This is a genomic window from Streptomyces sp. NPDC020875, assembly GCF_040641415.1.
Taxonomy (GTDB): Bacteria; Actinomycetota; Actinomycetes; order Streptomycetales; family Streptomycetaceae; genus Streptomyces.
The window spans coordinates 66,309-91,147 of record NZ_JBFADP010000022.1 but is presented as its reverse complement, the minus strand read 5'-3'; the positions used below and the strand labels follow the sequence as shown (position 1 = coordinate 91,147).

Annotated in this window: 20 protein-coding genes; 11 read left to right on the top strand and 9 right to left on the bottom strand. The window is 73.1% G+C overall.

Annotation, left to right across the window (positions count from 1 at the left end):
* Positions 1–29: 29 nt before the first annotated feature.
* The 8 genes from AB0G74_RS15220 to AB0G74_RS15185 form a co-directional block, all read right to left on the bottom strand.
* Complete coding sequence (locus AB0G74_RS15220) at positions 30–1,664, bottom strand: glycerophosphodiester phosphodiesterase family protein (RefSeq protein WP_361145553.1); 1,635 nt, start codon at positions 1,662–1,664, stop codon at positions 30–32.
* Positions 1,661–4,213, bottom strand: a complete 2,553-nt coding sequence (locus AB0G74_RS15215; RefSeq protein WP_361145551.1) for a S8 family serine peptidase — start codon at positions 4,211–4,213, stop codon at positions 1,661–1,663. Before AB0G74_RS15215 ends, AB0G74_RS15220 begins: the two co-directional genes overlap by 4 nt.
* 63 nt (positions 4,214–4,276) lie before the next feature.
* The gene (locus AB0G74_RS15210; protein WP_361145548.1) at positions 4,277–5,578 is read right to left on the bottom strand and encodes a hypothetical protein; all 1,302 of its coding nucleotides are present in this window, start codon (positions 5,576–5,578) and stop codon (positions 4,277–4,279) included.
* Complete coding sequence (locus tag AB0G74_RS15205; protein ID WP_361145545.1) at positions 5,571–6,773, bottom strand: hypothetical protein; 1,203 nt, start codon at positions 6,771–6,773, stop codon at positions 5,571–5,573. Before AB0G74_RS15205 ends, AB0G74_RS15210 begins: the two co-directional genes overlap by 8 nt.
* A 75-nt stretch (positions 6,774–6,848) precedes the next feature.
* A complete protein-coding gene (locus AB0G74_RS15200; protein ID WP_361145542.1) occupies positions 6,849–8,519 on the bottom strand; it encodes a GMC family oxidoreductase in 1,671 nt (556 codons plus the stop codon).
* The gene (locus AB0G74_RS15195; protein ID WP_361145539.1) at positions 8,516–9,049 is read right to left on the bottom strand and encodes a gluconate 2-dehydrogenase subunit 3 family protein; all 534 of its coding nucleotides are present in this window, start codon (positions 9,047–9,049) and stop codon (positions 8,516–8,518) included. Before AB0G74_RS15195 ends, AB0G74_RS15200 begins: the two co-directional genes overlap by 4 nt.
* 2 nt (positions 9,050–9,051) lie before the next feature.
* Entirely contained in the window at positions 9,052–10,185 is a 1,134-nt protein-coding gene (locus AB0G74_RS15190; protein ID WP_361145536.1) for an HAD family hydrolase, read from the bottom strand.
* 418 nt (positions 10,186–10,603) lie between these two features.
* Positions 10,604–11,053, bottom strand: coding sequence for an SRPBCC family protein (locus AB0G74_RS15185; protein ID WP_361145533.1), 450 nt, complete (start codon positions 11,051–11,053; stop codon positions 10,604–10,606).
* 199 nt (positions 11,054–11,252) lie between these two features.
* Between AB0G74_RS15185 and AB0G74_RS15180 the strand changes: the two genes are divergently transcribed.
* On the top strand, positions 11,253–11,579 hold the full coding sequence (locus AB0G74_RS15180) for a plasmid stabilization protein (protein WP_361145530.1): 327 nt from the start codon (positions 11,253–11,255) through the stop codon (positions 11,577–11,579).
* A 61-nt stretch (positions 11,580–11,640) separates the two neighbouring features.
* Here AB0G74_RS15180 and AB0G74_RS15175 read toward each other — a convergent pair whose 3' ends face one another.
* The gene (locus AB0G74_RS15175; RefSeq protein ID WP_361145527.1) at positions 11,641–12,369 is read right to left on the bottom strand and encodes a SigB/SigF/SigG family RNA polymerase sigma factor; all 729 of its coding nucleotides are present in this window, start codon (positions 12,367–12,369) and stop codon (positions 11,641–11,643) included.
* 437 nt (positions 12,370–12,806) lie between these two features.
* On the opposite strand from AB0G74_RS15175, the gene AB0G74_RS15170 reads away from it, so the two are divergent.
* The 10 genes from AB0G74_RS15170 to AB0G74_RS15125 all read left to right on the top strand — a co-directional run bounded on the left by AB0G74_RS15170 (position 12,807) and on the right by AB0G74_RS15125 (position 24,831).
* Positions 12,807–13,631 carry an IclR family transcriptional regulator gene (locus tag AB0G74_RS15170; protein WP_361145524.1) on the top strand — a complete coding sequence of 275 codons (825 nt, stop codon included), beginning with the start codon at positions 12,807–12,809 and terminating at the stop codon, positions 13,629–13,631.
* Between the two features lie 650 nt (positions 13,632–14,281).
* Entirely contained in the window at positions 14,282–15,004 is a 723-nt protein-coding gene (locus AB0G74_RS15165; protein WP_361145521.1) for an aspartate/glutamate racemase family protein, read from the top strand.
* A gap of 64 nt (positions 15,005–15,068) precedes the next feature.
* A complete protein-coding gene (locus AB0G74_RS15160) occupies positions 15,069–16,052 on the top strand; it encodes a membrane dipeptidase (RefSeq protein WP_361145518.1) in 984 nt (327 codons plus the stop codon).
* A 36-nt stretch (positions 16,053–16,088) separates the two neighbouring features.
* Entirely contained in the window at positions 16,089–17,696 is a 1,608-nt protein-coding gene (locus AB0G74_RS15155; protein WP_361145515.1) for an NAD(P)/FAD-dependent oxidoreductase, read from the top strand.
* A complete protein-coding gene (locus AB0G74_RS15150; RefSeq protein WP_361145512.1) occupies positions 17,693–19,345 on the top strand; it encodes an ABC transporter substrate-binding protein in 1,653 nt (550 codons plus the stop codon). The genes AB0G74_RS15155 and AB0G74_RS15150 overlap by 4 nt, the downstream gene beginning before the upstream one ends.
* Before the next feature lie 13 nt (positions 19,346–19,358).
* Positions 19,359–20,309 carry an ABC transporter permease gene (locus tag AB0G74_RS15145; RefSeq protein WP_361145509.1) on the top strand — a complete coding sequence of 317 codons (951 nt, stop codon included), beginning with the start codon at positions 19,359–19,361 and terminating at the stop codon, positions 20,307–20,309.
* Positions 20,310–20,328: 19 nt separating this feature from the next.
* On the top strand, positions 20,329–21,276 hold the full coding sequence (locus tag AB0G74_RS15140) for an ABC transporter permease (RefSeq protein WP_361145506.1): 948 nt from the start codon (positions 20,329–20,331) through the stop codon (positions 21,274–21,276).
* Between the two features lie 14 nt (positions 21,277–21,290).
* A complete protein-coding gene (locus AB0G74_RS15135; protein WP_361145503.1) occupies positions 21,291–22,298 on the top strand; it encodes an ABC transporter ATP-binding protein in 1,008 nt (335 codons plus the stop codon).
* Entirely contained in the window at positions 22,295–23,335 is a 1,041-nt protein-coding gene (locus AB0G74_RS15130) for an oligopeptide/dipeptide ABC transporter ATP-binding protein (RefSeq protein WP_361145501.1), read from the top strand. Before AB0G74_RS15135 ends, AB0G74_RS15130 begins: the two co-directional genes overlap by 4 nt.
* Positions 23,332–24,831, top strand: coding sequence for an aldehyde dehydrogenase family protein (locus AB0G74_RS15125; protein WP_361145498.1), 1,500 nt, complete (start codon positions 23,332–23,334; stop codon positions 24,829–24,831). The genes AB0G74_RS15130 and AB0G74_RS15125 overlap by 4 nt, the downstream gene beginning before the upstream one ends.
* Positions 24,832–24,839: the final 8 nt, after the last annotated feature.

Genomic DNA, 24,839 nt, shown 5'->3' with positions numbered 1-24,839 from the left:
TCGGTGGGACGGCTCATCGGTGGTACGGCTCAGAAGATCCGGACGATCCGCAGATCGCGGAAGACGAACTCGTTCGCCGGGATCGGCACGAAGCGTGTCGGATCGTCGGCGTCCTCCTGCCGCCACCGCTTCCCGACGCACCGCAGATACACGGTCGGGTTCATCGAGTCGTTCCGGACCGCCCCCACGCACACCCAGTCGTGGGCGTCGATGTCATTGCGGGTGTACGCGGCGAAGTAGGGGCCCCGCCGCTCCAGCCGCAGCCGGGCCGCGAGCACCCGTCCGTCGCCGACGGGCGGCCCGTACTGATTGGTGTCGTAGAGCGTGCCCAGATTCCAGTTGATCCGGTAGCCGTCGTTCTCGTCGTGTTCGGCGCCGACGAACGGCGGCGCCCCGTGCGGATCGTAGAAGGCGTCCTTGTCGCGGGCCGAGCCGGGGAAGAACGGTGAGCCGTCCGCCCGGAACGGCGGGTGGTGAGTGCCGGGGTCGGCGTTGACCACCGCCATCTCGCACATCGTGGCCTGGGCCGCGACGGCCGACTCGATCCGCACCTCGGCGGCGAAGTCCCCGCGCAGCCCCCGGGTCACCCCGAAGCCGCCGCCGCTGTAGAAGGGCCAGTCGCCCAGCGCGTACCAGCTGCGTTCCTCCAGTTCGGCCAGGCGGCGTTCGATTGGGTCGGCGGGCCGGGGCGGCTGCGGATCGCCCGGGTAGGGGGTGATCCGGACATGGACCCCGTCGTCCTGGAAGACATGGCAGTGCCGGTTGGCCTTGGCGTAGCCGAAGGCGAAGCGGCGGGTGTCGGTCCGGGTCCCGGCGAAGGACTCCTCGACCACCGGGGTGCCGGGCCGCAGGACCTCGGCGCTGTCGAAGGTGGACTCGGTGCCGACGGCCCAGGTGTACGGCTGCGCGGCGGCGAGCGCGTAGCCGTCGCGGCCCCGGCCCGGCTCGGGCAGGACGAGGGCGCCGCGCCGGACGCTGCCCGAGCGGGTGGCCCCGTCGAGTCTCCGGCCGAGTTCGGTGGGGCGGCCGTCGGGGCCGACCAGATCGCCGACGGCGGCGAGTACGAGATCGAGACCGCCGTCGCGGATGGCCGTGTCGAGTGCGGCGGGGCCGGGGGAGGAGCCGGACCCGTCGGCGGCGGGCGGCCCGGTCAGGCCGGTCCCCACCTCGGGGGCCAGTTCGCGGGCCCGGCGCAGCGGACCGGGGCCGGGCGCGGCGACCACCAGCCGGGCGGCCGCGGCGCGCCGGGCGAAGAGCCGCACCACGGCGTCCACCGGGTCAGCTCCCTCGCCGCCGACCCGTACGACGTAGACGAGGTCGTCGGGGAGGGCGTCGACGAGGTCGTCGAGGGCTTCGGCGCGGACGGGCGCGTGCCCCGGGGGCCGGTAGCGGAAGTCGGGGGAGCCGCGCGGCCGGAAGGCGGTACCGAGGTCGAGCGCGCGGAGCCGGGTGAGGGTGAGTTCGCCGACGGCGGCGGCCGATCCGGCCTGTCGGGTCAGCCCGTGCGCGGAGCCGGGGACGACCCGTCCGTCGGCGGTCAGGGCGATGTCGAAGACCAGGACGTCGGCGCCCTGGACATAGGCGGAGGTGAGCGCCGTCCGGGTATGGGGCGGGGCGTGCAGCGCGTTGCCGCCGATCGCGGCGGTCCTCACGGCGGTCCTCATGGCGTCGTCAACTCCTCTTCCCGGATCGGCCCGGCGGCGCAGAGCGCGTATCCCTGCGGGGGGAAGGGCGTGTTCTGCGCGAAGACCCTGATCGAGTAGGCGCCGGGCGCCGGGGCGCCGATCCGGACGGTCTCGACGGTGTTGGCGCGGTCGAGGGGCAGCCCGGTGAGGGCGGCGACGGCGCTGCGGTCGAAGCCGGGGACCTTGTTGTAGGTGTGCTGTTCGTTGCCGACGTGGACGGTGCCGTCGGGGGTGGTCACCGCCAGGTCCAGATTGTTCTGTACGGCGCTGCCGGGCCGGTCGGTCCAGGCCAGGACGATCCGCAGTTCGTCGGTGTGCGGGCCGTCCGGCACGGTCAGCCGGTAGGTACGGCTGCCGCGCCGGTCGCCGTCCGGGTCGGCGAAGGCTTCCAGGGCGCCGGGGTCGGTGTCGGGCAGGTCGGCCCAGATCAGCCGCCGGTCGGCCGGGGCGTCGGGGGTGGGCAGTACGGTGGTCAGCACCAGCCGTCCGAAGCCCTGGTCGAAGTCGGGGTAGCCGAGGTCCTGCGGTGTGTTCGGGGTCCGCAGCGACGGCAGCCGGCGGGTCGCGGCCACCAGCAGGGCCTTCATCAGCGCGGCGGACGGCGAGGTGAGCGAGCGGACCTCGCGCAGATACTGCCGGAGTACGGCGGCGGCGCCCGCGACCACGGGCGCGGCCATGCTGGTCCCGCCGATGTACACATAGCGCCCCTGGTGGTCGGGGCAGTCGCGCCAGGGCAGCCGGGGGTCGATCCGGTCGCTGCTGCTGCGGGCCGCGAGGACGAAGGTCCCGGGGGCGAGCAGATGCGGTACGACACTGCCGTAGTCGCTGGGGCCCCGGCTGCTGATCGCGGCGGGCAGATCGGGGTCGCCGCAGACGTGTTCGCCGCCCGCCGGGGGCAGCGGGAACTGCGGCTGGCGGAAGCGGCCCCAGGTCAGGTCGGCCAGGCCGTCGTTGTCGCGGTCGGTGTCGCAGGCGCCGACGGTGAGCGCGTTCTTGGCGGTGGCGGGGGTGCCGCAGGTATTGAACTCATGGGTGCCCTTGGGGGCCGTACCGCTGTTGCCCGCCGCGATGATCACCAGCACGTCGGGGTGGTCGGCGACGAATTGGTCCACCGCGAGGCTGTACTGGTCGTAGCTGCCCGAGAGGGGATTGCCCCAGCTGAGGTTGAGGATCCTGGCCCCCGCGTCGACGGCCCGGCCGAGCATCGGCCCCAGGCTGGGTCCGGCCCTGAGCCGGTTGTCGTCGTCGAAGACGCGGAAGACGGCGAGTTCGGCGCCGGGGGCGACGCCGGTGATCAGACCGCCGCTGGCCGTCCCCGTACCGGCGACGATGCCCGCCACATGGGTGCCGTGGCCGCAGTCGTCGAACGCCTTGCCGCCGACCAGGGACTCACTGACGGCGATCCGGCCGGTGAGATCGGGATGGGTGTCGTCGATACCGCTGTCGAAGACTCCGACGGTCTCGCCCGCCCCGGTCCAGGGCGCCGGGCCCGCCGCCGCGCCGCCGTCGGCCCGGGGCCCGACCCGGTCCACGCCGACCAGCCGCCGGGCGTGGTCGGCGTAGAGCAGCGGTGGCCGGTACGGGGTGATCTGCCGGGTCTCGTACCGGGCGGCGACCACCGCGAGCAGATCGCGCAGCCGGTCGCCGCCGAGATCGGTACGGAACCGCAGCATCACATCGACCGCGGCCAGCACCTCCACCCCGGGCGTCGCCTCCAGCACCGGCCGGAGCGTCGCGAGGTCGCGGGGGTCGTGGACGAGGACGTCGAAGGTGTCGGCGTACGGCTCCGGGGCGGCGGCCCCGTCGTCCGCGAGCAGCCGGGGCCCGGGGGCGCGCTCCTCGTCCTCGTCCCGGTCGAGTACGGAGTCCAGGGTGGGGGTCACCGTGTCGGCGAGTTCCCAGGGGCGGACCGCGACCACCCACGGCAGGGCGGCGATCAGGTCGCGCTGTCCGGGGGTGAGCCGGAGCCGGTAGGTCCCGGGCGGCTGGAACTGGACGATCCGGGCGCCGATCCCGGTGAGCACGGTCCGCCGGGTCCGGTCCAGCGGGCCCCGGAGCCGGACCAGATAGGTGTTGTGGTCCGGTTCGCCCGAGGGGACGGTGAGCGGCGCCGTCGCCGCCCGGCCGGCCGCGTCCGGGCCCCATGCCCGCTCGGCGCGTCCGGTGAGGTCCGCGAGGAGTTCCCGGTCGGGGGCGGGGCGGTCGGTGGTCGCGAAGGCGCCCGAGCCCCGGGGCGGCAGCATGCTCTGCGGCCCGTCACTGCCGGGCGGCGCCGCCCGCGCGGTGCCGTCCTCGCGTACCGTCTCCTCGGCGGCCGTCAGATCGGCCCGGACGTCGACGAGGAACCCCGCATCCCGGAGCCGGACGATCCGCTCCCCGGTGGTCTCGGCGAGGACGACGCCCTGGTAGCGGTGCGAGCGGTCCCCGGCGATCGCCTCGACGCGCTCGGCCTCCGGGTCGTCGTCGACATAGACGGCGATCCGGTACCGCCGGTGGAGTGTGCCCCCGGGGTCGGCTCTGCCGGACATCGTGGTCTCGCTTTCGGAGCTGGTCGGGCCGGTGGCGCGGCCCGCGGTCGGCGTCGTCCGTCGCTACTCCTCCCGGTCGTCGGTGTGCGCCCAGACCTCGGCGACGGGCGCGGCCCGTTCGGTGATGCCGTCGAGCAGCCGCAGCTGGGTGCGTTTCTCCGCGATCGCGGACTCCGGCGCGCCCGCGAGCAGGGCCGGGCCGCCGCCGGGGAGCGGGGTGAGGACATCGGCGTACGGGCAGGGGCCGATCTCCAGCAGCGGACAGAACGCGCACGACCCCTGGGGGCGGGTCAGATGCCCGATGCGTTCGTCGTGGGCGAGCCGTCCGGAGCGGGCCTCGTGCAGCAGCTGGGAGACGAGCAGCGGTCGGGCCGTCGCGTAGTCGTCGGGGTTGCCGGTGGGGTGCGGGGCGAACAGCACCCGGGCGTCGATCTCCCGGCCGTCGTCCAGGGTGCCGTAGCGGAGCCGGATCTCGGTCGCCATCAGCTCCGCCATGGGTGTCAGGGGCTCCGGTTCGGGTTCCAGCCGGTCTCCGAGTTCGCCGGTGAACGCGTTGGCGGTGCTCTGGCCGAGGACCAGGATCACGGCGGGCAGCGACTGGAAGAGCTGGCGCAGCAGATGGCGCCGGGTCCGGAAGCACTCGCCGACGATCCCGGTCCGCTGGCCCTCGCTCATCGGCGGCAGGTCCGGGTCCCGCGGATCGGGCCTGGTGGTCCATTTCGCCGAGGCGCAGGCGACCATATTGCCGTAGGCCAGGTCCTCGCCGACGGTGAGCGTGCCCGGGGTGAGGCCGAGTTCGGTACCGAGGTCGTCCAGCAGCCCCTGGTAGACGCGGTACATCCGCTGCGGCTGCTCCCGGACGGGGATCGGGCGCCGGCCGTTCGCGTCCTCGGGGACGTCGAGCGGTACCCCGGCCAGGGGATCGTCGCCGGGCCCGCCGCCGAACTCCAGGTACGCGTCCTCGTCGAGTTCGGGCTTGAATACGCCCCGGTACCGGAAGTAGTGCGCGTACTGGCGGACGGAGTCGAAGTCGGGGGTGAGCGAGTGGTGTCCGCCGGGCCACCAGCCCGGCAGATTGGGGTTGATGCCGACGGCCAGGACCGGTGCCTTGCGGCAGCCGGAGAGCGGCTCGGGCAGGGGCGTCATCCGGCCCGTGTAGTGCGAGGGCCGGATGATCGCCGGATCCGGCGGCGGCCCGTCGGCGTCGTAGTCGTACGAGTGGTACGTGCCCCACGAGCGGAAGTAGGCGCACGGGTGGTCCCCGGGCCCGGCGTACTGCGAGGTACGGAGCGCGTTGCACGGCATCAGCTCGAACAGCAGCTCGACCTCGACCGGGAGCCGGGTGACCGCCGGGGGGTCAGGCATCGTCGATGCCCTGCTCGGCCAGGCCCGCGACCAGGCCCCAGGTGGTGAGCGCGCCGCAGACGCTGGTCCAGTAGCCGTACGCCTCGTAGAAGGCGACCGCCCACATGGTCTGCGGGTTGAGCCGGAACTCCCGGGTGGGGAGCGCGCCGTTGATCTGGGGGTCGGACATATTGCGGACCACGACCCAGTCGGGGATCTGGTCGGCGCCCGCGTCGGTGAGGTCGGCGACGGTCAGTCCGAGTACCGCGTCGCCCATCTCGACGGCGGAACCCTCCAGCTCCAGCTTGTTGGTGGAGGTGCCGTACTCGAAGTAGTCGGTGGTCAGGATCGGATGGAACTCGGGCATGTCCCGTTCGTCCTGCTCGATCCGGATGGTGGGCGTGTTGGCGGGCGGCTCGATCAGCGGCCCTTCGAAGGGGTAGCGGGTGGACGGCGGGCCGAGCGGCGGTTCGGTGAGCCGGTCGGAGAAGTCCAGCATCATGGTCTGCGCGTCTGCCAGCCGGCCGAGCGGGAGAGTCCACTCCGAGGTGAAGGTCCGGTCGTTGAACTCCTCGTTCCGGAACTCCTTCTGGCAGCGGAACTTCGCCCCGCGGGTGACCACGACATCGCCCAGCGGGAAGTCCTCGAAGACGCTGCCCGAGGTGCCGATGGTGGCGATGACCCGGGGCTGGACCTCCTCGATGATCTGGTGGAAGAAGTCCCGGACGGGCAGGGTGGCCGTGCCCTCGCCGGTCTTGACACCGTCCTGGTTGAGATGGAGCTCGGACTTCATACAGAGCACATCGAGGTCGCCGAGCCGGACCGGGAGGTACGAGCCCAGCCGCCCGGCGGCGAACGCGGGGGCGCTCCGGCGGATCAGCGGCCGGTAGTGCTCCTCGAACCGCCGGGTGTACCGGTACCACTTCAGCCGTCCGAAGCCCCGGGTGAACACATCGGCGAGGGCGTTCTGCTCCGCGACGGTCCAGGTGATCACGACGATATCGGCGTGCGGCAGCGGGGCGTCCGTGGGCGGCACGGTGTCGAAGGGCTGGGGAACGGGCGCCAGCCCGTCGGGGAAGACCAGCCCCAGATCGGCGGCGAGTACGGCGCCGTCCGGCGCGGCGGCCAGATCGGGGGACATCTCCAGGTCGGCCTTGGTGATTCCGGCGGAGAGCAGATCGCGGGCGATGTCGACCCGCTGGTCGAGGTCGTTCATGGTGCTGCCTTTCGCGTCGGTCCCCCCGGTCGGTTCGGTGTCGTCCGTGCGGGCCGTCCGCCGGGCGGGGACGGGTCAGCCGGGGGCCGGAAGCCCCTCGCAGACCCGGTAGGCGTTGGCGAGCAGGGTCAGGGTGGGGTTGGACGCCCCGGCGGTCGGCATGAAGGCGCAGTCCAGGACGTAGAGCCCGGCGACGGTGTGCGACTGGCAGTTCTCGTCGAGTACCGAGGCCCCCGGATCGGTTCCGGCGCGCAGTGTGCCCTGGACATGTCCGTAGCCGGGGTTCTCCGCCTCGGGGACGTCGTAGCCGCGCAGTTCGCCGCCCGCGTCCGTGATCACCCGGACCACCCGGTCGATGGCGTAGCGGGCGGCGGCCAGATCGTAGGCGTGGTGCCGGTACCAGACCCGGGCGGCGGGCAGCCCCCACGGGTCGGTGACCTCGGGGTCCAGCTCGACCCGGTTGTCGTAGAGGGACATCGCCTCGCCGGTGAAGGAGAAGGAGACCCCGCCCTGCCGCCGCAGCTCGTCGAGATAGGTGTACAGCTCCTCGCCCCAGAGGCCGCCGCGCCCCGGCCCGAGCGTCGCGTTCTTGACCAGCCGGACCGGCGGCACACAGGTGTACGGGTCGTAGACCGAGAACTTGCCCGCCTTGGTGACGGGGGTGGCCGGGTCGTCGACCACGTACAGGTCGCGCAGTTGCAGGGAGCCGATGGCGGTGGACGGCTGCTGGGCGCCGCCACCGGTCCACACGGGTTGCAGCGGCAGTGTCAGCTCGGCGCTGCCATGGGTGTGGTACGTCAGATAGCGGCCGATCATCCGGTTGGGATCGGGTACCTCCGACAGCAGGAAGAGCCGCGCCGACTCGATGGTCTGGACGGAGACCAGGACCTGGGGGGCGCCCAGGAACCGTTCGGGTCCGCCGGGCTCGGTCAGATACATCACCCCGCGCACCCGGCCGTCCTCGTGCACGATCCGGGTCACGCAGTGCCCGGTCAGCAGATCGCACCGCCCGGTGGCCAGGGCGCGCTGGAGGACCGTGTTCAGCGCCGAGGCCCGGGAGTTGAGACCGCAGCCGAAGAACTGGTTGAAACCGCAGAACGAGCAGGCCGGGCGGCCGTCGTGGACCCGGGAGTTGATCGCCCGGGGGCCGAGATAGGGCCGCATCCCGACCCGGCCGAACGCCTCGGTCAGGAAGGGCACGGCGGCATGCGGGCGCAGCGGCGGCATGGCGTAGTCGTAGCCGGTTCTGATCGGCTCCTGGGCGGGGGACTGCCGGGCCCGCCCGGAGACGCCCCACTCCCGTTCCGCCCGCTCGAACCACGGCTCGAACTCGCGGTACGTCCACGGCCAGTTCACCATGTCCGCGTCGGGCGGTACGTCCCGCAGATGGTCGAGGACGGTGAAGTCCTCCTCCGTGTAGCGGGGCACATTGGCGTCCCATACGGTCGTCGCGCCGCCGACCATATTGACGTTCCACCAGCGCTCCACCCGGGTGGGCCGGTCCTGGTCCGGCCCCGCCATATAGATATTGGGGTCGGTGTCGCGGTGCGGGATGAGCGTCTTGTGGGCGTGGAAGTGGAGTTCGTCGTACGGCAGGAAGTCGTCGGCGACCGGCAGCGGACCCTTCTCCAGTACGGCGACCCGGCGGCCCCGCGCGGTGAGCACCCGGGCCGCCGTACCGCCGCCCGCTCCCGCGCCCACCACGATCGTGTCGTAACCGCCCGGCGCGGCGGGGGTGGTGGTCATGGCTCCTCCCGGGGCCCGGCGCCGGCCGCCCCCGGCGGGCCGCCGGGGCGGGTGAAGGGTTCGGCCGGGCCGGGGTAGCCGAACCAGCGCCAGATCACCGCGTCGTGGTTGCCGCCCCAGCGGGGGTCGCCGAAGCAGCCCTCGACGCAGTGCGCCCGCAGCAGGGCGAACGCGGCGGGCTGGGCGAGGGCGCCCGGGGGCCAGTCGGACAGGGTCCCCGCCGCCAGCCCGCGCAGCAACGCGGTGGCCTCGTCCCGGTCGAGTCCGGCGACGGCGCGCCCGCCGTACGCCCGGCGCGCGGCGGCGTCGAGGGCGGTGAGCAGAACGGGATAGGCGGTACGCCACCCCGGGATCTCGGGATGCGTCCCCGCGCCCATCGCCAGCAGCCGGTCGGGATACCCGGCCGCCCCGGCGTCGGCCGCGCCGGGCCGCCGGTCCCCGCCGGGCAGTATCGCGTCGAAGAGCACCTCCACGGCGCGGCGCTGCTCCTGGTCGAAGAAGCCGGTATCGGGCGGTCTCAGCAGCCACATGGTCAGACCTTTCCGGCGGCGGACCCGTCCGCCGCGACGGGCTGTTCCGTGATCCCCTCGGCGGCGATTCCGTCCAGGGCTTCTTCCATCGCCCCGACGATCGCCGCGTAGGGCCCGATGTCCGGCGGGCCGGTGTGATGCACGATCGAGAGCACGGCCGCGTCGTCCGCGTCGGTCAGCCGACGGCCCAGCTCCGGATACAGCTCGTCGTTCTCCCGGATCGCGTGCGCCCGGAAGAGCCGGACGAAGCTCTCCGTACAGCCGCGGAAGTCGGAGATCGCGTAGGCCACGTCCCGGGGGTCGCCGTGCTGGATCCGCCGCCAGGCCACCGCGATCGCCGCCCAGTAGGCGCGTGCCTGGTCGTGCTGGTCGAACATCCAGCGGGCCCGCTCGGGCGGCATCCCCCGGGCGACCGCCAGCGGCACGATCGCCTCCTCGGCCTTCAGATGCGCCTGGTCGGCGAATTCGGTGAGGACGTAGACGAACATGCCCATCGCCGTCCGCACCCCCGGCGGAATGTCCTCCGCCCGTTCCACCGACGCCAGCGCCCCGGCGATCCGGCCGCCGCAGCCGAAGATCCGTTCCCCGAGCAGATGCTCCTGCTCCAGGGCCTCCTCGAAGGCCCGGCCGCTGTCCTGGACCGATTCCCCCTGCCGGGAGATCACCGCGGGCAGGAACTCCTTTCCCGGCGGCGACGGTTTGAGCGTGCCGCGCATCCCGGCGGCCTGCGCGGCGAGTACCTCGATCAGGTTCTCCCCGACGAAGAGACACCGCTCCACCGGAACCCGCATCTGATCCGCCGCGAACCGGTAGATGGCGGGGTCGGGCTTGTCGAGCCGGGCCTCGTGATTGATCACGATCCCCCGCGGGTCGATGACATCGGCCAGCCGGACCACCTCCCCGTCGTGCTCCGAGACGACGGCCTCGGCGATCATCCGGTGCCCCTGCTCGGCGCTGACCTCGGCGGGCAGATTGGTGATCACGCCGATCCGGAGCCCCACCAGATCCCGCATGGCGTCGAGGAGTTTCTCGGTACTGGGCCGGTACAGCGCCAGATGGCCGGGCCGGTCGACATCACCGAGGGTGTCCCGCAGATCGAAGAAGACCACATCGCAGTCGACGGCGGTGGCGGGCATGGGATGCCCCTTCCCTGAAGGTCGTACGACCGGCGCCGGTATCGCCCGGGGCACGCCGACAGCGCGTCCCGGGCCGGATCGGCGCTGCGCGGCCGCAACGCACCGGGACCGCCGTCCGGCGCCCGTTCCCACGAGGGTGTGGAACCGTCCGGGACGACGACACCCGGTCAACTGCCGCTGCCGGTCCGGTGCGCCGACGCCCGGACGCCGGTACGAACCGGGGACCGGGCCGCGACACGCCCGACTCCGGGGCGTCGCCCCCTCACTCCCATGGTTGCCCCGCGCCGGTTCCGCCGCCACTCGGCCGTGGGGGCGCCCGCCGGGGCCGTCGGCCCCGGCCCGGTCGGATACGGCGCCCGTACGGGCGGCGCGCACCCGTCCGGTACGGCTCACAGGGGCCGGGGTCACCCGGTACGCCTCACGCGGTGCCGCGCCACGCGCCGGTGGCGCTCCCGCGTTCCTCGATGAACGACTTGAACCGCTCCAGATCGCCCTTGGCCCGGTGCCGGACGAAGCCCAGCTTGTCCCCGACGGTGTCGGCGATCCCGGTCGGATCGTGATCGAGCTGGAGCATGACCTTGGTCCGGGTGTCGTCCAGCCGGTGGAAGGTCACCACCCCGGCCTGCCGTACCTCGCCCCGGACCGTGGTCCAGGCGATCCGCTCGTCGGGCCGCTGTTCGGTGATCTCGGCGTCGAACTCACGGCGCACCCCGCCGATTTCGGTCACCCAGTGGGTGAGTGCGGGGGTGCGCTGCTCGATCCGTTCCACCCCGTCCATGAAGTGCGGAAAGTCCTCGAACTGGGTCCACTGGTCGTAGACGGTGGTCAAGGGGACGGCGACCTCGACGGATTCCTCGATCTTCGACACGCTCGACTCCGTTCCGTTCTCCTACGGCTCCCGTCTCCGGGCTGACCCTGTGGCGGGTACCCCGGCCTCACCATGCGATACCGACTGATTCGGGCGTATCGTCCGCCGGTTTCGGGGTACCGCGGGGAGAGGGGCCGCCCGGCCGGGACGACCCCGTCGAGGCCGGAGGATCACCACATACCGGTGGAAGGAGTACGCCATGCCACGGGGTGCCGACGCCAAGCGGGAACGGCAGTACGAGCACATCAAGGAGTCCGCGCGAAACCGCGGCGAGTCCACCGGGCGGGCGAAGGAGATCGCCGCCCGTACGGTCAACAAGGAACGGGCCCGCGCGGGCGAGTCGAAGACCGCGAGCCGGACCTCGACCCGGGACCCGAAGTCCGCCTCCCAGCGGGGCGGGGAGCGCTCCCGCGGCGGGGCGCGGGGCCCGACCAGGGACCAGCTCTACGCGGAGGCGAGGAAGAAGAACGTCGACGGCCGCTCGACCATGGACAAACAGCAGCTCAAGAAGGCGCTCGGCTACTGACACCGTCCCGGGCCCGCCCGCGGCGGGCGAACCCGGGAGACAGCGGACCCGGGCACCCGGGTCAGACCTCGGCCAGGGCGTGGCGTCGCAGGTCGGCGCAGGTGGTGTTGATGATCCGGGAGATATGGACTTGGGAGACGCCGAATTCGGTGGCGATGCTCTGCTGGGTCATATCGCGGAAGAAGCGGAGGTAGAGGATGCGGCGTTCGCGTTCGGGGAGCCGGGCGATGAGGGGCCGTACGGTCTCGCGGTCGACGACGGTGTCGTAGCCGGGGTCGGGGGCGCCGACGGTGCCCGCGAGACCCGGTTCGCCGTCGGGCGTGCCGTCGCCGGGGGCGTCGAGGGAGAGGGCGCTGTGGCAGTGCAGGGCTTCGAGGCCCTTGCGGACCTCGGGTTCGGGCAGATCGGTCCGCTCGGCCAGGTCCGCGACCGCGGGTTCCCGGCCGGTCGCGGACAGCTCGCGGTAGGCGACGCGGACCCGGTTGCGTACCTCCTGGACGGTCCGGGGGACGTGGACCGACCAGGAGTAGTCACGGAAGTGGCGCCGGACCTCGCCGGTGATGGTGGGGACCGCGAACGCCTCGAAGGCCCCGCCCCGGCCGGGGTCGTAGCGGTCCACCGCCTTCACCAGGGCCAGCGCCGCGACCTGCCGCAGATCGTCGACCGACTCGCCCTTGCCCCGGTAACGGGACGCGATCCGGTACGCCATCGGCAGCCACGCCGCCGTCACCTCCTCCCGCACCCGCTCCCGCTCCGGCCCCTCCGGCAGCCCGGCCAGCCGACGGAACATGGCCCCGGTATCCGGCGCGTCATCATGCGGACGATTACGGCGAAAAGCATGCGAAGTGTTCATCGGACCGCTCCAAAACGGATCGCGGTTCGGGCCGGGAACACCCGGGGCGTGCCCCGATGATCGACCGGGCCCGGTGGCAGTACCTGCATTCCGAAGTACGTGAGGCCCGCCTGCCCCTGCCGTACGCCCGGAAACCTCCCGCCCCACCGCGGCCTCCCTCCCCACCGGACGGCCCGGCCGGCGGGCGGCGCGTGACCATCGGTCCGCGGCCGGTCCCGGGCCTCCGGCACCGGGGAGCGTTGGGGCTCGTCAGGCGGGCTGTGTGATACTGCCGTCTCGGTGGATCACGGAGTCCGCGCGCCTTCGGGGCGCGCCACCGCGACGCACCCCCGTCGTAGTTCCGTCCGTGCTCATGAGGGAGAAGGCCGCGTCCCATGGCGACAGCACCCGATTCGGCGGCCGACGAGGCCGACCGGTCCGCCGGTTCCGGCGGCCGTGACGAGACGCCCGGGCCGGAGCCCAGGACCACGAGCACGGTGCAGATCGTCGACCACGCCCTCCAGGTGCTCAAAGCCGTCGCCGAGGCGGACCGGCCGCGCGGCGTCCGGGAGCTGAGCCGCGACCTGGCGATCAGCAAGAGTTCGGTGCAGCGCATCCTCGCGTCACTGGAGCGCGAGGGGCTGGCCGTCGCGGAGGAGAGCACCCGGAAGTACGTGATCGGGCCCGCCGCGCTCACCCTCGCGTGGAAGCACGCGGCCAACAGCGATCTGGTCGGAGCCGCCTCGGCCACGGCCTCCCGGATCGCGGCCATGACGGGCGAGACGGCGTGCGTCTCCACGATCGTCGACGGGCGCCGGGTCACCGTCTACGAGGCGGAGAGCCCCCAGCCGCTGCGGCTGATCACCGGGGTGGGGCGCCCGTACTCCCTCTTCTCCGGCGCCACCGGCCGCGTCCTGCTCTCCATGCTGCCGCCGGAGGGGCTCGAACGGCTGCTCGCGGACCAGGCCGTCACCGACACCGGGGCCGTACGCGACCGGATCGGGGCGGCCCGCCGCCAGGGGTACGCCGTCAGCCGCGAGGAGTGGATCCCGGGTGGCTGCGGAGTGGCCGTGCCCATCGGGACCCAGGGCCGGGTCGTCGCGGCGCTCAGCATCTACGGGCCCGACGCCCGGCTGACCGACGACCGGGCGGAGGCCCTCGTCCCCGTACTGCGGGCGGCGGCGGCGGAGATCACGGTCCGCTGGCGGCAGCCCGCCTGAGGTCCCCCGTAGGGCCCGGCTCCTGACCTCCTCGGCCTCTCCGGCCACCGGTCGTGGCGCGCCTTTTTCCGGCCCCCGGCACCGCCGGGGGCCGGAGCCGTACCCGGGTTCCGACGGCGTCCGGGGGTGAACGCGCCGGGCGCCCGGACCCTTCTCGTACGGCCCCGGCCACGGCCCCCGCCGGGTGGTCGCGGCGGTGCCGGGGTCCCGGGTGTCCCACACCCCCGTATCCGTAACCCGTCGCCGTCGTACGTGCCCTGACGGAACGTCGCGAACCGCCCGTGCCCGCCCGGGCCGGCGGCTGCCGCGCCCTCCCCGCCGATCCGCGCGGTGCCATGCCCCGGCGAGGGCCGGACCCGTAGCCGGGGGTGGCCGGAACCCGTCGGCGGGATGGCGGGTTCACGGCTTTCCGTCACCCCATTGACCCGCCTCGACCTCGGTGGGTACGTTGTCCCAACAGAGCTGGTCCACTGTCCCAGATTGATTCGCGGAGGCCCGGCCGGAGATCCCGGCGGCACCGCTCAGTCCCTGCCGGACCCCGATCCGCGGGCCCTCGGGCCGGGCCCGCGCCCGGTCGATTCCCTGCCTCGCCCGCCCGTCGGACCCCGACGGTCGCACCTATGTACACAGTCGAGAATAAGGAGCTTCATATGCTGCTGGGATGGCGTGCCCGAATTGGGCAAATACGCCCCGCTACCGCTATCGAGGGAGCCGAGGAGTGGCGCTCGGTGGCCCCCACCGGCGTGGCCTTCGCCGACGCGCGCACCATCGTTCCCCGGGTGGACGCCGAGGGGCTGAAGACGATGATGTCGCAGGTACTGGAAGCCTCACGGCAACTCGCCACCGCGAAGGTGGACCTGATCGTGCAGTGCGGCGCGCCCGGCACCTTCATCCCCGGACCCGGAACCGACGAGAAGGTGACGGACGAGATCACCGCGGAGACCGGGATCCCGGCCATCACCATGATGCAGGCCCAGGTGGACGCCCTGCGCGCGGTCGGCGCCACGTCCGTGGCCGTCGGCAGCATCTACACCGACGAGGTCAACGAGGCCCTGCGGGCGTATCTCACCGCCGTCGGCTTCGAGGTCCCGGTCGTCGAAGGGCTCCAGATCACCGATCCGTACGAGGCCAGCGTCCATGACGCGGACAGCGCCTACCGGCTCGGGCGCCGTCTCCACCGGGCCGCCCCCGACGCCGACGCCCTGCTGATCTCCTGCGGGACCTTCCGGACCTTCGAGGTACTGCCCTACCTGGAGATGGACACCGGGGTGCCGGTGGTCACCAGCAACCAGGCGTCCCTGTGGCGGGCGCTGCGCGAACTGGGCCTGCGGGACGAGATCCCGGCGCTCGGCCGCCTCGGCTCCATCTCCTGACCACCCGCCGCCCCCGGGGAACCGCCGGGTGCCCCGTAGCCACCGAACAGAGGAGAAGACCGACGTGCTCGTCGACGCACTGCAGTTCGTGAAACCTTCCCGGGCCCGCTTCGAGGAATGGCACGCCGCGGGTATCACCGCGATCCACGCCACCGTGGCGATCTGGGAGGACTCCACCGAGACCATGCGCGAGGTGGGCCGCTGGCAGCGGCTGCTCGCCGAACACGCCGACCTCCTGTGCGAGGCCCGCTCCGCCGACGACATCCGGCGCGCCGAGGCCGAGGGCCGGACCGCGGTCGTCCTCGGCTTCCAGAACAGCAGCCCCTTCGAGGACGACCTCGACCTGGTCGGCGCGTTCCACCGGGCCGGGGTGCGGATCGCCCAGCTCACGTACAACACCCAGAACTCCGCCGGGGCGGGCTGCTGGGAGGGCGAGGACGCCGGGCTCTCCCGCACCTACGGGCGCAACCTCATCCGGGAGATGAACCAGGTCGGCATGGTCGTCGACATCTCCCACTGCAACGAGCGCACCTCCTTGGAGGCGATCGAGGCGTCCGAGCGGCCGGTGGCCGTCACCCACGCCAACCCCCGCGCCTTCGTCGGCGAGGACGTGGAACTCGCGATCCGCAACAAGTCCGACACCGTCCTCAAGAAGGCCGCGGAATCCGGCGGGGTCGTCGGACTGAGCATGTATCCGCGGATCGCCCCCGACGGCGTCGACTGCACCGTGGACCGCTTCTGCGACATGGTCGCCTACACGGTCGAACTGATCGGGGTCGAACACGTCGGCCTCGGCTCGGACTACTACGCGGGCCAGGGCGACGAGGAGCTGCACTGGTGGCGGCAGGGCCGCTGGAGCCGTACCCCGATGGTGCCCATCTCCGGCCCGGTCGAGTTCCCCGAGTGGTACGCGGCCGGAAAGGGTTACGAGGCCGTCCGGCGGCGGCTGCTGGAACGGGGCTTCGCCGCGGCCGAGGTCGAGCGGATCTCCGGCGGCAACTGGGTGGACCTGTTCGACGCCGGCTTCACCGCCGCCCCCCGCCCCTGATATGCGCGCCCACGGTCGCGGGAGGACGAACCGGAGATGAACCGCTACGACGCAGTGATCGTCGGCGGTGGCCACAACGGACTGGTGACCGCCGCCTATCTGGGACGCGCCGGGCTGAAGGTCGCGCTGCTCGAATCCCGGCCCGGACTCGGCGGCCCCTGCGGGGCATACGAGTTCCTGCCCGGCCGTCGGCTGGCCTTCACCAACTCGCCGGGCTCGCTCAATCCGGCCGTCGTCGCCGAACTCGGCCTCGACCGGCACGGACTGCGGTTCGTGCGCGTGGACCCGACCGTGGTCCACCGGTTCGACGAGGGCTGCTTCATCGGCTGGCGCGATCCCGCCCGGGTGGACGCCCAGCTGGACGCCTTCGCGCCGGGCGAGGCCGGCCGCTACCGCGCCCTGATCGAGGGCCTGGAGCGGCTGGGCGCCCGGCTCGGAGTCACCCCGGACCGTACGCCACCGTCGGTGGACGTTCTGAAGAAACGTTTGTCCGATCCGGTGGACATCCGGCTCTTCGAAGCCGTCTTCGAAGGCGGGCTCACGGCGCTGCTCGACAGCCACCTCCGCTCCGACCGGGCCAAGGCGCTGCTCATGCTGCTCGCCCTCAACGCCCAGCTGGTGCCGCCGAGCACACCCGGCAGCGCCGTGGGACTGATGATGCGCCCCTTCGCCCTCGCCGCCGCGGGCGGCGGGGGACCGGACGCCGCGGAGCGCGTCGCGCTCCGCGGCTCCACCGGACTGCCGGTCGGCTCGATGAGCGCCATCGTCGAGGCCCTGGCCGGTGCCTGCCGGGAACACGGGGTCGAACTGCGCACCGGCACCCCCGCCGCCCGGATCCTGCACGGCCCCGACGGGGTGTACGGCGTCGCCACCCCCACCGGCGAGGAGTTCCACGCCGCCCGGGTGATCTCCACCGTCAACCCCCACCACCTCTTCCGCGACCTCCTCGGCGAGGGGGCGATGGACCCCGCCATCGGCGACGCCGTACTCGCCGAACCCCTCCGCGGCTCCGCCTTCAAGGTCGTCCTGGAAGTCGACTCGCTGCCGCCCTACACGGGCCTCCCCGAGGACGCCGACCCCGACGCCGTACGGGCCTGCCAGTTCCGGTTCGGCTCGTCGCCCGCGAGCATCGAGACCGCGATCACCGAGGCGCTGGCGGGCCGGACCGCGGACGAGATCCTGATGTGGGGCCTGACCCCCACCCTCACCTCGCCCGGGCTCACCCCCGGCACCACCCAGCTGATCAGCGTCAACGCCTGGCACGCGCCCTACCGGCCGCACGACGGACCCTGGGACGCCGCCCGCACCGAACACTTCGGCCGCCGCTGCGTCGAACAACTCGGCCTGCTGATGCCCGGGATCGCCGACCGGATCGTGGCCCACCGCTTCATGAACCCCGTGCAGATCGAGGCCGAAGTCGGCCTGGAGGGCAGCAACATCACCCACGGCGACATGCTCCCCGGCGGGCTCTTCGGCAGCCGCCCGCATCCCGCCCTCGCGGGCTACCGCACCCCGCTGCCCGGCTTCTACGTCGGCGGCAGCGGAACCTGGCCGGGCGGCTATGTCACCGGTACGCCCGGCAGGAACGCCGCCGCCGTGGTCCTGAGCGACCTCGCCCACGACGAACAAAGGCCGCACCCATGAGAACCCCGCACCGCCCCGGTCCGCCCCGGCCACCCGGGGCCACCGCCCGCCGTGTCCGCGGCGTCCGCCGAGTGCTCGGCACGCTGGCCGTCGCCGGGCTGCTGCTCACCGGCTGCACCTCCCCGCCCGCCTTCGGCCGGGACCCCGGCACCCTCGTCATCGGCGCCGAGGGCGAGATCCCCGTCCTCGATCCGCACCGGCTCTCGGGCACCGTCGGCCTCCGGGTCGTCGACGCGCTCTTCGACCCTCTCATCCGCGAGGACCTCACCACCGAGTCCGACCGGGCACCCCGGCTGCGCCCGGCCCTCGCCACCTCCTGGCAGATGTCGCCGGACGCCCTCACCTACACCCTCGCCCTGCGCACGGGCGTCGACTTCGCCGACGGCACCCCCTTCGACGCCGGGGCCGTGAAACTCAACTTCGACCGGATCACCGACGAGAAGTCCCCGGTGTACGACGCCACCGCCGCCGGGAACATGAAGTTCCTGACCCGGTGGATCGACCGGGTGGAGGTACGCGGCACCCATACCGTCGCCCTCCGGCTCACCAAGCCGTACACCGGTCTGCCGCGCGTCCTCACCGACCGCCGGATGTCGCTGATCAGCCCCGCGACGCTGCGCGCGCACGACCCCGACGACATCGGACTCCACCCCGTCGGAACCGGCCCCTACCGCCAGAAATCCGCCGACCACGGCAAACGTGTCGTCCTGCGGCACAACACCGCCTACTGGGGCGGGGTGCCGAAGACCGAGGCCATCATCGTCGAGTCCGTCAGCGACCCCACGACCCTCGCCATCGCCGCCCAGACCGGCGAGGTGGACGCCATCCTCAGCGCCGGGGCCCAGCAGGTCCGGCAGCTCGCCGGGCAGGGCACCATGACGGTCCAGTACCCGGACCCGGCCAACCAGTACTTCCTGCGGCTCAACACCCGGACCGCGCCCACCGACGACGCCGGTTTCCGCCGGGCCCTCAACCACGCCGTCGACCGGGCGGCCATCGCCACTCTTACCGCGGGCCAGACCGCCCCCTCGCAGGGCCCGCTGCCCCGGGGCAACGAGGCGTACCGCGCGTCCGCCGCCGAAGACCGCTACCCCTACGACCCGGCCCTGGCCAAACGGCTGATCGCCGAGAGCGGCGTCCGCACCCCCGTGACGATCCGGCTCCTGGCGCCCGACAGCGGCCCCGGCTTCTCCCAGGCCACCGAGATCATGTCGCTGATCCAGCAGGACCTCAAAGCGGTCGGCGTCCGGCTGGAGGTCCGGTACATGGAGTTCGCCTCGCTCGTCGCCGAGGAGGGCGCCGGATACAAGAAGGGCGTCCACGGCTCCTTCAACGGCTGGACCACCGGCGCCGACGCCGGGGACTTCCTGGAGCGGATGTTCGGCGGGGACCTGCACCCCCCGAACGGCGTGAACCGGGGCTGGTACGCCGACCCGGCCGTCGACGCCCTCCTCGACAAAGCCCGCACCGAACCCCGGGAGGAGACCCGGACCGCCCTCTACGGCGAGGCCGCCGAGCGTATCGCGGCCGACGCGCCCTGGGTCTTCCTCTACCAGGACCGCCTGCCCAGGCTGCTCAGCCGCAAGGTCGAGGGCGTCGTCGCGGCCCCGTCCCCCTATATCGACTACACCACCATCCGCCGCCGGTGAGGAGATCCCAGCCATGAAGGCCACAGCGGCACCCGAGCCCCGGGCCGTCTCCCGCGTGCCCCTGCGCGAACGGCTGCGCGCCCTCGGCGGCGGCCACACCACCACCCTCGTCGGCGGCTCGGTCGTCGCCCTCACCGTCCTCGTCGCCCTGCTCGCGCCCTGGATCGCCCCGGCCGACCCGCTCGCCACGAATCCGGCGGCCATCGGCCTCGCCCCCCTCAGCGACGGCCATCTCCTCGGCACGGACGAGGTGGGCCGCGACATCCTGAGCCGGCTGATGCACGGCAGCAGACTCGCCCTCCTGGTCGCGGTCGTGCCCACCCTGATCGCCCTGCTGATCGGCGGAGTGCTCGGCCTCGTCTCCGGCTACGCCGGCGGCCGGCTCGACAGCGTCCTCATGCGCCTCTTCGACGTGATGTTCTCCTTCCCCGGCATCCTGCTCGCCCTCGGCATCGGCGTCGCCCTCGGACCGGGACTCACCTCCATGGTCGTCGCCATGGTCGTGGTCACCGTCCCCGAGTTCGGCCGGATCGTCCGCGGCTCCGTCGTCTCACTGCGGCAGGAACAGTACGTGGAGGCCGCCGGAGTCCTCGGCTACGGGCACCGCCGGATCGCCCTGCGCCACATCACCCCCAACCTCCTCGGCGGACTCACCGTCTTCGCCACCCTCCAGACCGGACGGAACGTCATCCTCGGCGCCAGCCTCGCCTTCCTGGGGCTCGGCGCCCAGCCACCCGCCCCCGACTGGGGCCAGATGCTCAGCGGCGGCCGGGCCCTGCTGGTCACCTCGCCCCATGTCGCGACCATCCCCGGCCTCGTGATCGTCGTCCTGGCCGTCGGGTTCAACCTGCTCGGCGACGGCGTACGGGACCGTCTCGACCCCCGCAGCCGCGGGACCAGGCCCGCGCGCGACGCGGACCGCCGCCCCCGAAGGACCCTCCGGCCCCGATGGAGCCGGTCGTGAACAGCCCAGGAGACGCACCATGCTGACCTTCACCCTGCGCCGGGCGCTCCAGATGATCCCCGTCGTCATCGGGGTGACCATCGCCACCTTCGGACTCGGCCAGATCATCCCGGGCGACCAGGCCACGGCCCTGCTCGGCCCCACCTCGTCCGAGGAGGACCGGCAGGCGCTCCGCGCCGACCTCGGCCTCGACGAACCCGCGCTCTCCCGCTACTTCAGCTATCTCGGCAACCTCTTCGGCGGCGACCTCGGCCGCTCCCTCTCCTTCGGCCGCCCCGTGTCGGAGGTGATCTCCGAACGGCTGCTCAACACCGTCCTGCTCTCCGGGACCGCGATCGTCGTCGCGACCCTCGCCGGAGTGGCGATCGGCACCTGGGCCGCCATGAAGCCGGGATCCCTCCGGGACCGCGGACTCACCGTCGGCGTCCTCTTCCTCAACTCCGTACCGTCGTTCTGGTTCGGCCTCGTCCTGATCGTCGTCTTCTCCCTCCAGCTCAGGATCCTCCCGGCCACCGGGATGACATCCATCGGCGGGGGAGGCCCGCTGGACGTCGCGGCCCACATGGTGCTGCCGGTGATCACCCTCTCGGCCTGGTCCCTGGCGGTGATCGCCCGGATGACCCGGTCGGCGGTCCTGGAAGTGATCGGCAACGACTACGTCCGCACCGCCCGCTCCCGGGGCCTGGGCGAACTCCGGGTCGTCACCCGCCACGTCCTGCCCAACGCGATGCCCTCCGTCATCACCGTCATCGGACTCCAGGCCGGCTTCCTCCTCAGCGGCGCCGTCCTCACCGAGACCGTCTTCTCCTGGCCGGGCATCGGCCTCGCCCTCCACCAGGCCGTCTCCACCCGGGACATCCCCCTCGTCCAGGGCGGAATCCTGGTGATCGCCGTCGCCTTCGTCCTCATCAACTTCCTGGTGGACGTGGCCCAGGCGTACTTCAACCCCAAGATCAAACTCGCCTAGCGGGAGGCACCAGCGTGTCCGTTCTCGAAGTGGAACACCTCAAGGTCGCCTACCGAGGCGGCCCCGGCGCCGACCTGGAGACCGTCCGGGACGTGTCGTTCGCCGTCGCCGAGGGCGAGGCACTCGGAGTCGTCGGCGAATCGGGCTGCGGCAAGAGCCAGACCATGCTGGCCGTCCTCGGTCTGCTCGGCCACGAAGGCGCCGAGATCTCCGGCCGCGTCGTCTTCGACGGCCGCGACATCGGCGGGCTCGGCCCGAAGCGGCTGCGCGAGATCCGGGGCAGCGGCATCGCCCTGGTCTCGCAGGACGCCCTCTCCGCCCTCAACCCGGCGATGACCGTCGGCGCCCAGATGGCCGAGCCCCTCGTCCGGTACGACGGACACCGCCGCCGCTCCGCCGCCGACCGCTGCGCCGAACTCCTCGACCTCGTCGGCATCCCCGGCCCCCGGGACCGGCTCCGGGCCTACCCGCACGAACTCTCCGGCGGTATGCGCCAGCGGGTCCTGATCGCCATGGCGATCAGCCGCGAACCCCGGCTGCTGATCGCCGACGAACCCACCACCGCCCTCGACGTCACCATCCAGGCCCAGGTCCTCGGGCTGATCGACCGGCTCCGCCGGGAACTGCGGATGGCGCTCGTCCTGATCACCCACGACCTGGGAGTCGTCGCGGGTGTCACCGACCGGATCGCCGTCATGTACGGCGGCCGGATCGTCGAGACCGCGCCCACCACGGCGCTCTTCGACACCCCCGGCCACCCCTACACCCGCGCCCTGATGGCCTCCGTCCCCCGGATGGACCACCGGGTCGACCGGCTCCCCAACATCCCCGGCTTCCCGCCCCACCCCGCCGACCCGCCGCCCGGCTGCGCCTTCCAGCCGCGCTGCGCCGAGGCACGGCCCGCCTGCGCCGACTCCGTACCCGAACTGCTGCCCCTGCCCGGTCCCGGCCCGCACCACGTCCGCTGCCCCTACCCCGCCCCCGCCGCGGGCGCGGCGCACCCCGCAGGAGCCTCCGCATGACATCCCGTACGCCCACCGCCCCGGACGCCGTCACCGTCGAGGACCTCGAAGTCCGCTTCCCCGTCCGGACCGGAGTGCTCCGCCGCGTCACCGGCGCCACCCGCGCGGTCGACGGCGTCTCCTTCACCGTCCCGGCCCGCGGTATCGTCACCGTCGTCGGCGAGAGCGGCAGCGGCAAGACCACCACGGGACGGGCCCTGGTCGGACTCTCCCCGGTCACCGCCGGACGCGTCCTGATCGAGGGCCGCCCGCTCGCCGAGCTCCGCGCCGACAAGTCGCTGCCCCGCGCCGTCCAGATCGTCCACCAGGACCCGTACGCCAGCCTCAACCCCCGGATGACCATCGGCGCCATGATCCGCGAGGTCGTCCGGGTCCACCGTACGGTCCCCCGGGCGGAGGCCCCCGACCGGGCCGCCGCCCTGCTGGCCCGGGTCGGACTCGCCCCCGAACTCGCCGACCGCTACCCGCACGAACTCTCCGGCGGGCAGCGGCAGCGGGCCGCCATCGCCCGCGCCCTCGCCGTCGAGCCCCGCTTCATCGTCTGCGACGAGATCGTCTCCGCCCTCGACGTCAGCGTGCAGGGCCAGATCGTCAACCTTCTGAAGGACCTCCGCCGGGACGGCGAGGTGAGCTTCCTCTTCATCTCCCACGACATGAGCGTCGTCCGGCACATCTCCGACCGGGTCGTCGTGATGTACGGCGGCCGGGTCATGGAGACGGGACCGTGCGCCGCCGTCTTCGACGCGCCCCGCCACCCCTACACCCATTCCCTGCTCGCCGCCGTGCCCCTGCCCGACCCCCGCGCGCCCGCGCCCGGCACGGGCACCCGGCTGCGGGCCGAACCCCCCGACCCCACCGATCCGCCGCCCGGCTGCCGCTTCCAGCGGGCCTGCGCCTTCGCCACCGACCTGTGCCGTACCGAAGCCCCGCCGCCCACCGCCGTGGACGGCGCCGCGGATCACACCGTGGCCTGCCACCACCACGACAGCCCCGCCGTGCGCGAGGCGCTCACCACCGGAAGGACCCCGACACCATGACCTCGCCCGAGCACCCCGCCGCCACCGGCCCGCCGCCGGTCTGGACCTCGTTCACCGGGGACCGCCGGGCCGCCCCCGCCGGTACGGAGATCCCCCTCGTCGATCCCGCGACCGGTGCCCGCTGGGCCACCGCCCACCAGGACCCCGGCGCCGTGGACACCGCCGTCGCCGCCGCCCGGGCCGCGCTGAGGTCCCCCTCCTGGGGCGGCCTGCCCCAGCACGCCCGCGCCGATCTCCTGTACCGGCTCGGCGACGTACTCACCGCCCACCGGGACGAACTCGCGGCCCTGGAGACCCGGGCCAACGGCAAGCCCCTCGCGGCGACCCGGGCCGAAGTCGCCGTCCTCGCCCGCTGGTACCGCTACTTCGCGGCCGTCGCGGAGACCCTGGAGGACCGCTCCCGTACCCTCGGCCCCACCGCGCACGCCACGATCCGCCGCGAACCGCTCGGAGTCGTCGCCGCCCTCACGCCCTTCAACGGCGCCCTGTCCCTGGGGTCCTGGAAGCTCGCCCCGGCCCTGGCCGCGGGCAACACCGTCGTTCTCAAACCCCCGCCGCAGGCCCCCGCCTCCTCGATCCGCCTCGCCGAACTGGCCCTTGAGGCCGGGTTCCCGCCCGGTGTCGTCACCGCCGTCATCGGCGGCGCCGACGAGGCCCGGCTGCTCACCGACCATCCGGACGTCGCCATGGTCACCTTCACCGGCAGTACCCGGGTCGCCCGGGAAATCGGCGCCCGGGCCGCGGCCCGGATGAAACGCTTCGTCTGCGAGGCCGGCGGCAAGTCCGCCCAGCTCGTCTTCGCCGACGCGGACCTCGGCGCGGCCGTGGCCGCCGCCCGGCAGGGCGCCTTCTCCGCCGCGGGACAGACCTGTGTGGCGGGTTCGCGGATCCTGGTCCAGAACGAGGTGTACGAGGAGTTCACCGACCGCCTCGCCGCCGCCGTGACCGAGCTGCGGGTCGGTGACCCCCGCGACGCCCGTACCCAGATCGGCCCCCTGGCGTCGGCGGCCGCGCTGGCACGGGTCGCGGGGTACGTGGACGACGCGGTCGCGGCCGGAGCCCGGGTGATCGCCGGTGGCCGTCCGGACCGGCCCGACGCCGTCCCGGAGGGCGGCTTCTGGTACCGGCCCACGGTCCTCGCGGACGTACCGCCCGAGGCCGCCGTCGACCGTGAGGAGGTCTTCGGCCCCGTCGCCACGGTCCGGCGGTTCACCACCGAGGACGAGGCGGTCGCCGTCGCCGACTCCCTGGAGTACGGGCTGGCCGCCGGGGTCTGGACCCGTGACGCGGGACGCGCCCACCGGATCGCGAGCCGGCTGGAGGCCGGGGTCGTCTGGGTGAACACCTACCGGCTCCTCCACTGGTCCGTGCCGTTCGGCGGCCACAAGCAGTCCGGGCTCGGCCGGGAGAACGGCATCGAGGCCGTCGAAGAGTTCCTCCAGACCAAGTCCGTCATCACCGAGTACGGGGTCCCGGCCGACCCCTTCGCCCACTGACCCGCCAC

Coding starts and splice junctions, on each gene's coding strand:
- AB0G74_RS15220 (WP_361145553.1), bottom strand. CDS start 1,664: ATGAGGACCGCCGTGAGGACCGCCGCGATCGGCGGCAACGCGCTGCAC.
- AB0G74_RS15215 (WP_361145551.1), bottom strand. CDS start 4,213: ATGTCCGGCAGAGCCGACCCCGGGGGCACACTCCACCGGCGGTACCGG.
- AB0G74_RS15210 (WP_361145548.1), bottom strand. CDS start 5,578: ATGCCTGACCCCCCGGCGGTCACCCGGCTCCCGGTCGAGGTCGAGCTG.
- AB0G74_RS15205 (WP_361145545.1), bottom strand. CDS start 6,773: ATGAACGACCTCGACCAGCGGGTCGACATCGCCCGCGATCTGCTCTCC.
- AB0G74_RS15200 (WP_361145542.1), bottom strand. CDS start 8,519: ATGACCACCACCCCCGCCGCGCCGGGCGGTTACGACACGATCGTGGTG.
- AB0G74_RS15195 (WP_361145539.1), bottom strand. CDS start 9,049: ATGTGGCTGCTGAGACCGCCCGATACCGGCTTCTTCGACCAGGAGCAG.
- AB0G74_RS15190 (WP_361145536.1), bottom strand. CDS start 10,185: ATGCCCGCCACCGCCGTCGACTGCGATGTGGTCTTCTTCGATCTGCGG.
- AB0G74_RS15180 (WP_361145530.1), top strand. CDS start 11,253: ATGCCACGGGGTGCCGACGCCAAGCGGGAACGGCAGTACGAGCACATC.
- AB0G74_RS15175 (WP_361145527.1), bottom strand. CDS start 12,369: ATGTTCCGTCGGCTGGCCGGGCTGCCGGAGGGGCCGGAGCGGGAGCGG.
- AB0G74_RS15170 (WP_361145524.1), top strand. CDS start 12,807: ATGGCGACAGCACCCGATTCGGCGGCCGACGAGGCCGACCGGTCCGCC.
- AB0G74_RS15165 (WP_361145521.1), top strand. CDS start 14,282: ATGCTGCTGGGATGGCGTGCCCGAATTGGGCAAATACGCCCCGCTACC.
- AB0G74_RS15155 (WP_361145515.1), top strand. CDS start 16,089: ATGAACCGCTACGACGCAGTGATCGTCGGCGGTGGCCACAACGGACTG.
- AB0G74_RS15150 (WP_361145512.1), top strand. CDS start 17,693: ATGAGAACCCCGCACCGCCCCGGTCCGCCCCGGCCACCCGGGGCCACC.
- AB0G74_RS15145 (WP_361145509.1), top strand. CDS start 19,359: ATGAAGGCCACAGCGGCACCCGAGCCCCGGGCCGTCTCCCGCGTGCCC.
- AB0G74_RS15140 (WP_361145506.1), top strand. CDS start 20,329: ATGCTGACCTTCACCCTGCGCCGGGCGCTCCAGATGATCCCCGTCGTC.
- AB0G74_RS15130 (WP_361145501.1), top strand. CDS start 22,295: ATGACATCCCGTACGCCCACCGCCCCGGACGCCGTCACCGTCGAGGAC.
- AB0G74_RS15125 (WP_361145498.1), top strand. CDS start 23,332: ATGACCTCGCCCGAGCACCCCGCCGCCACCGGCCCGCCGCCGGTCTGG.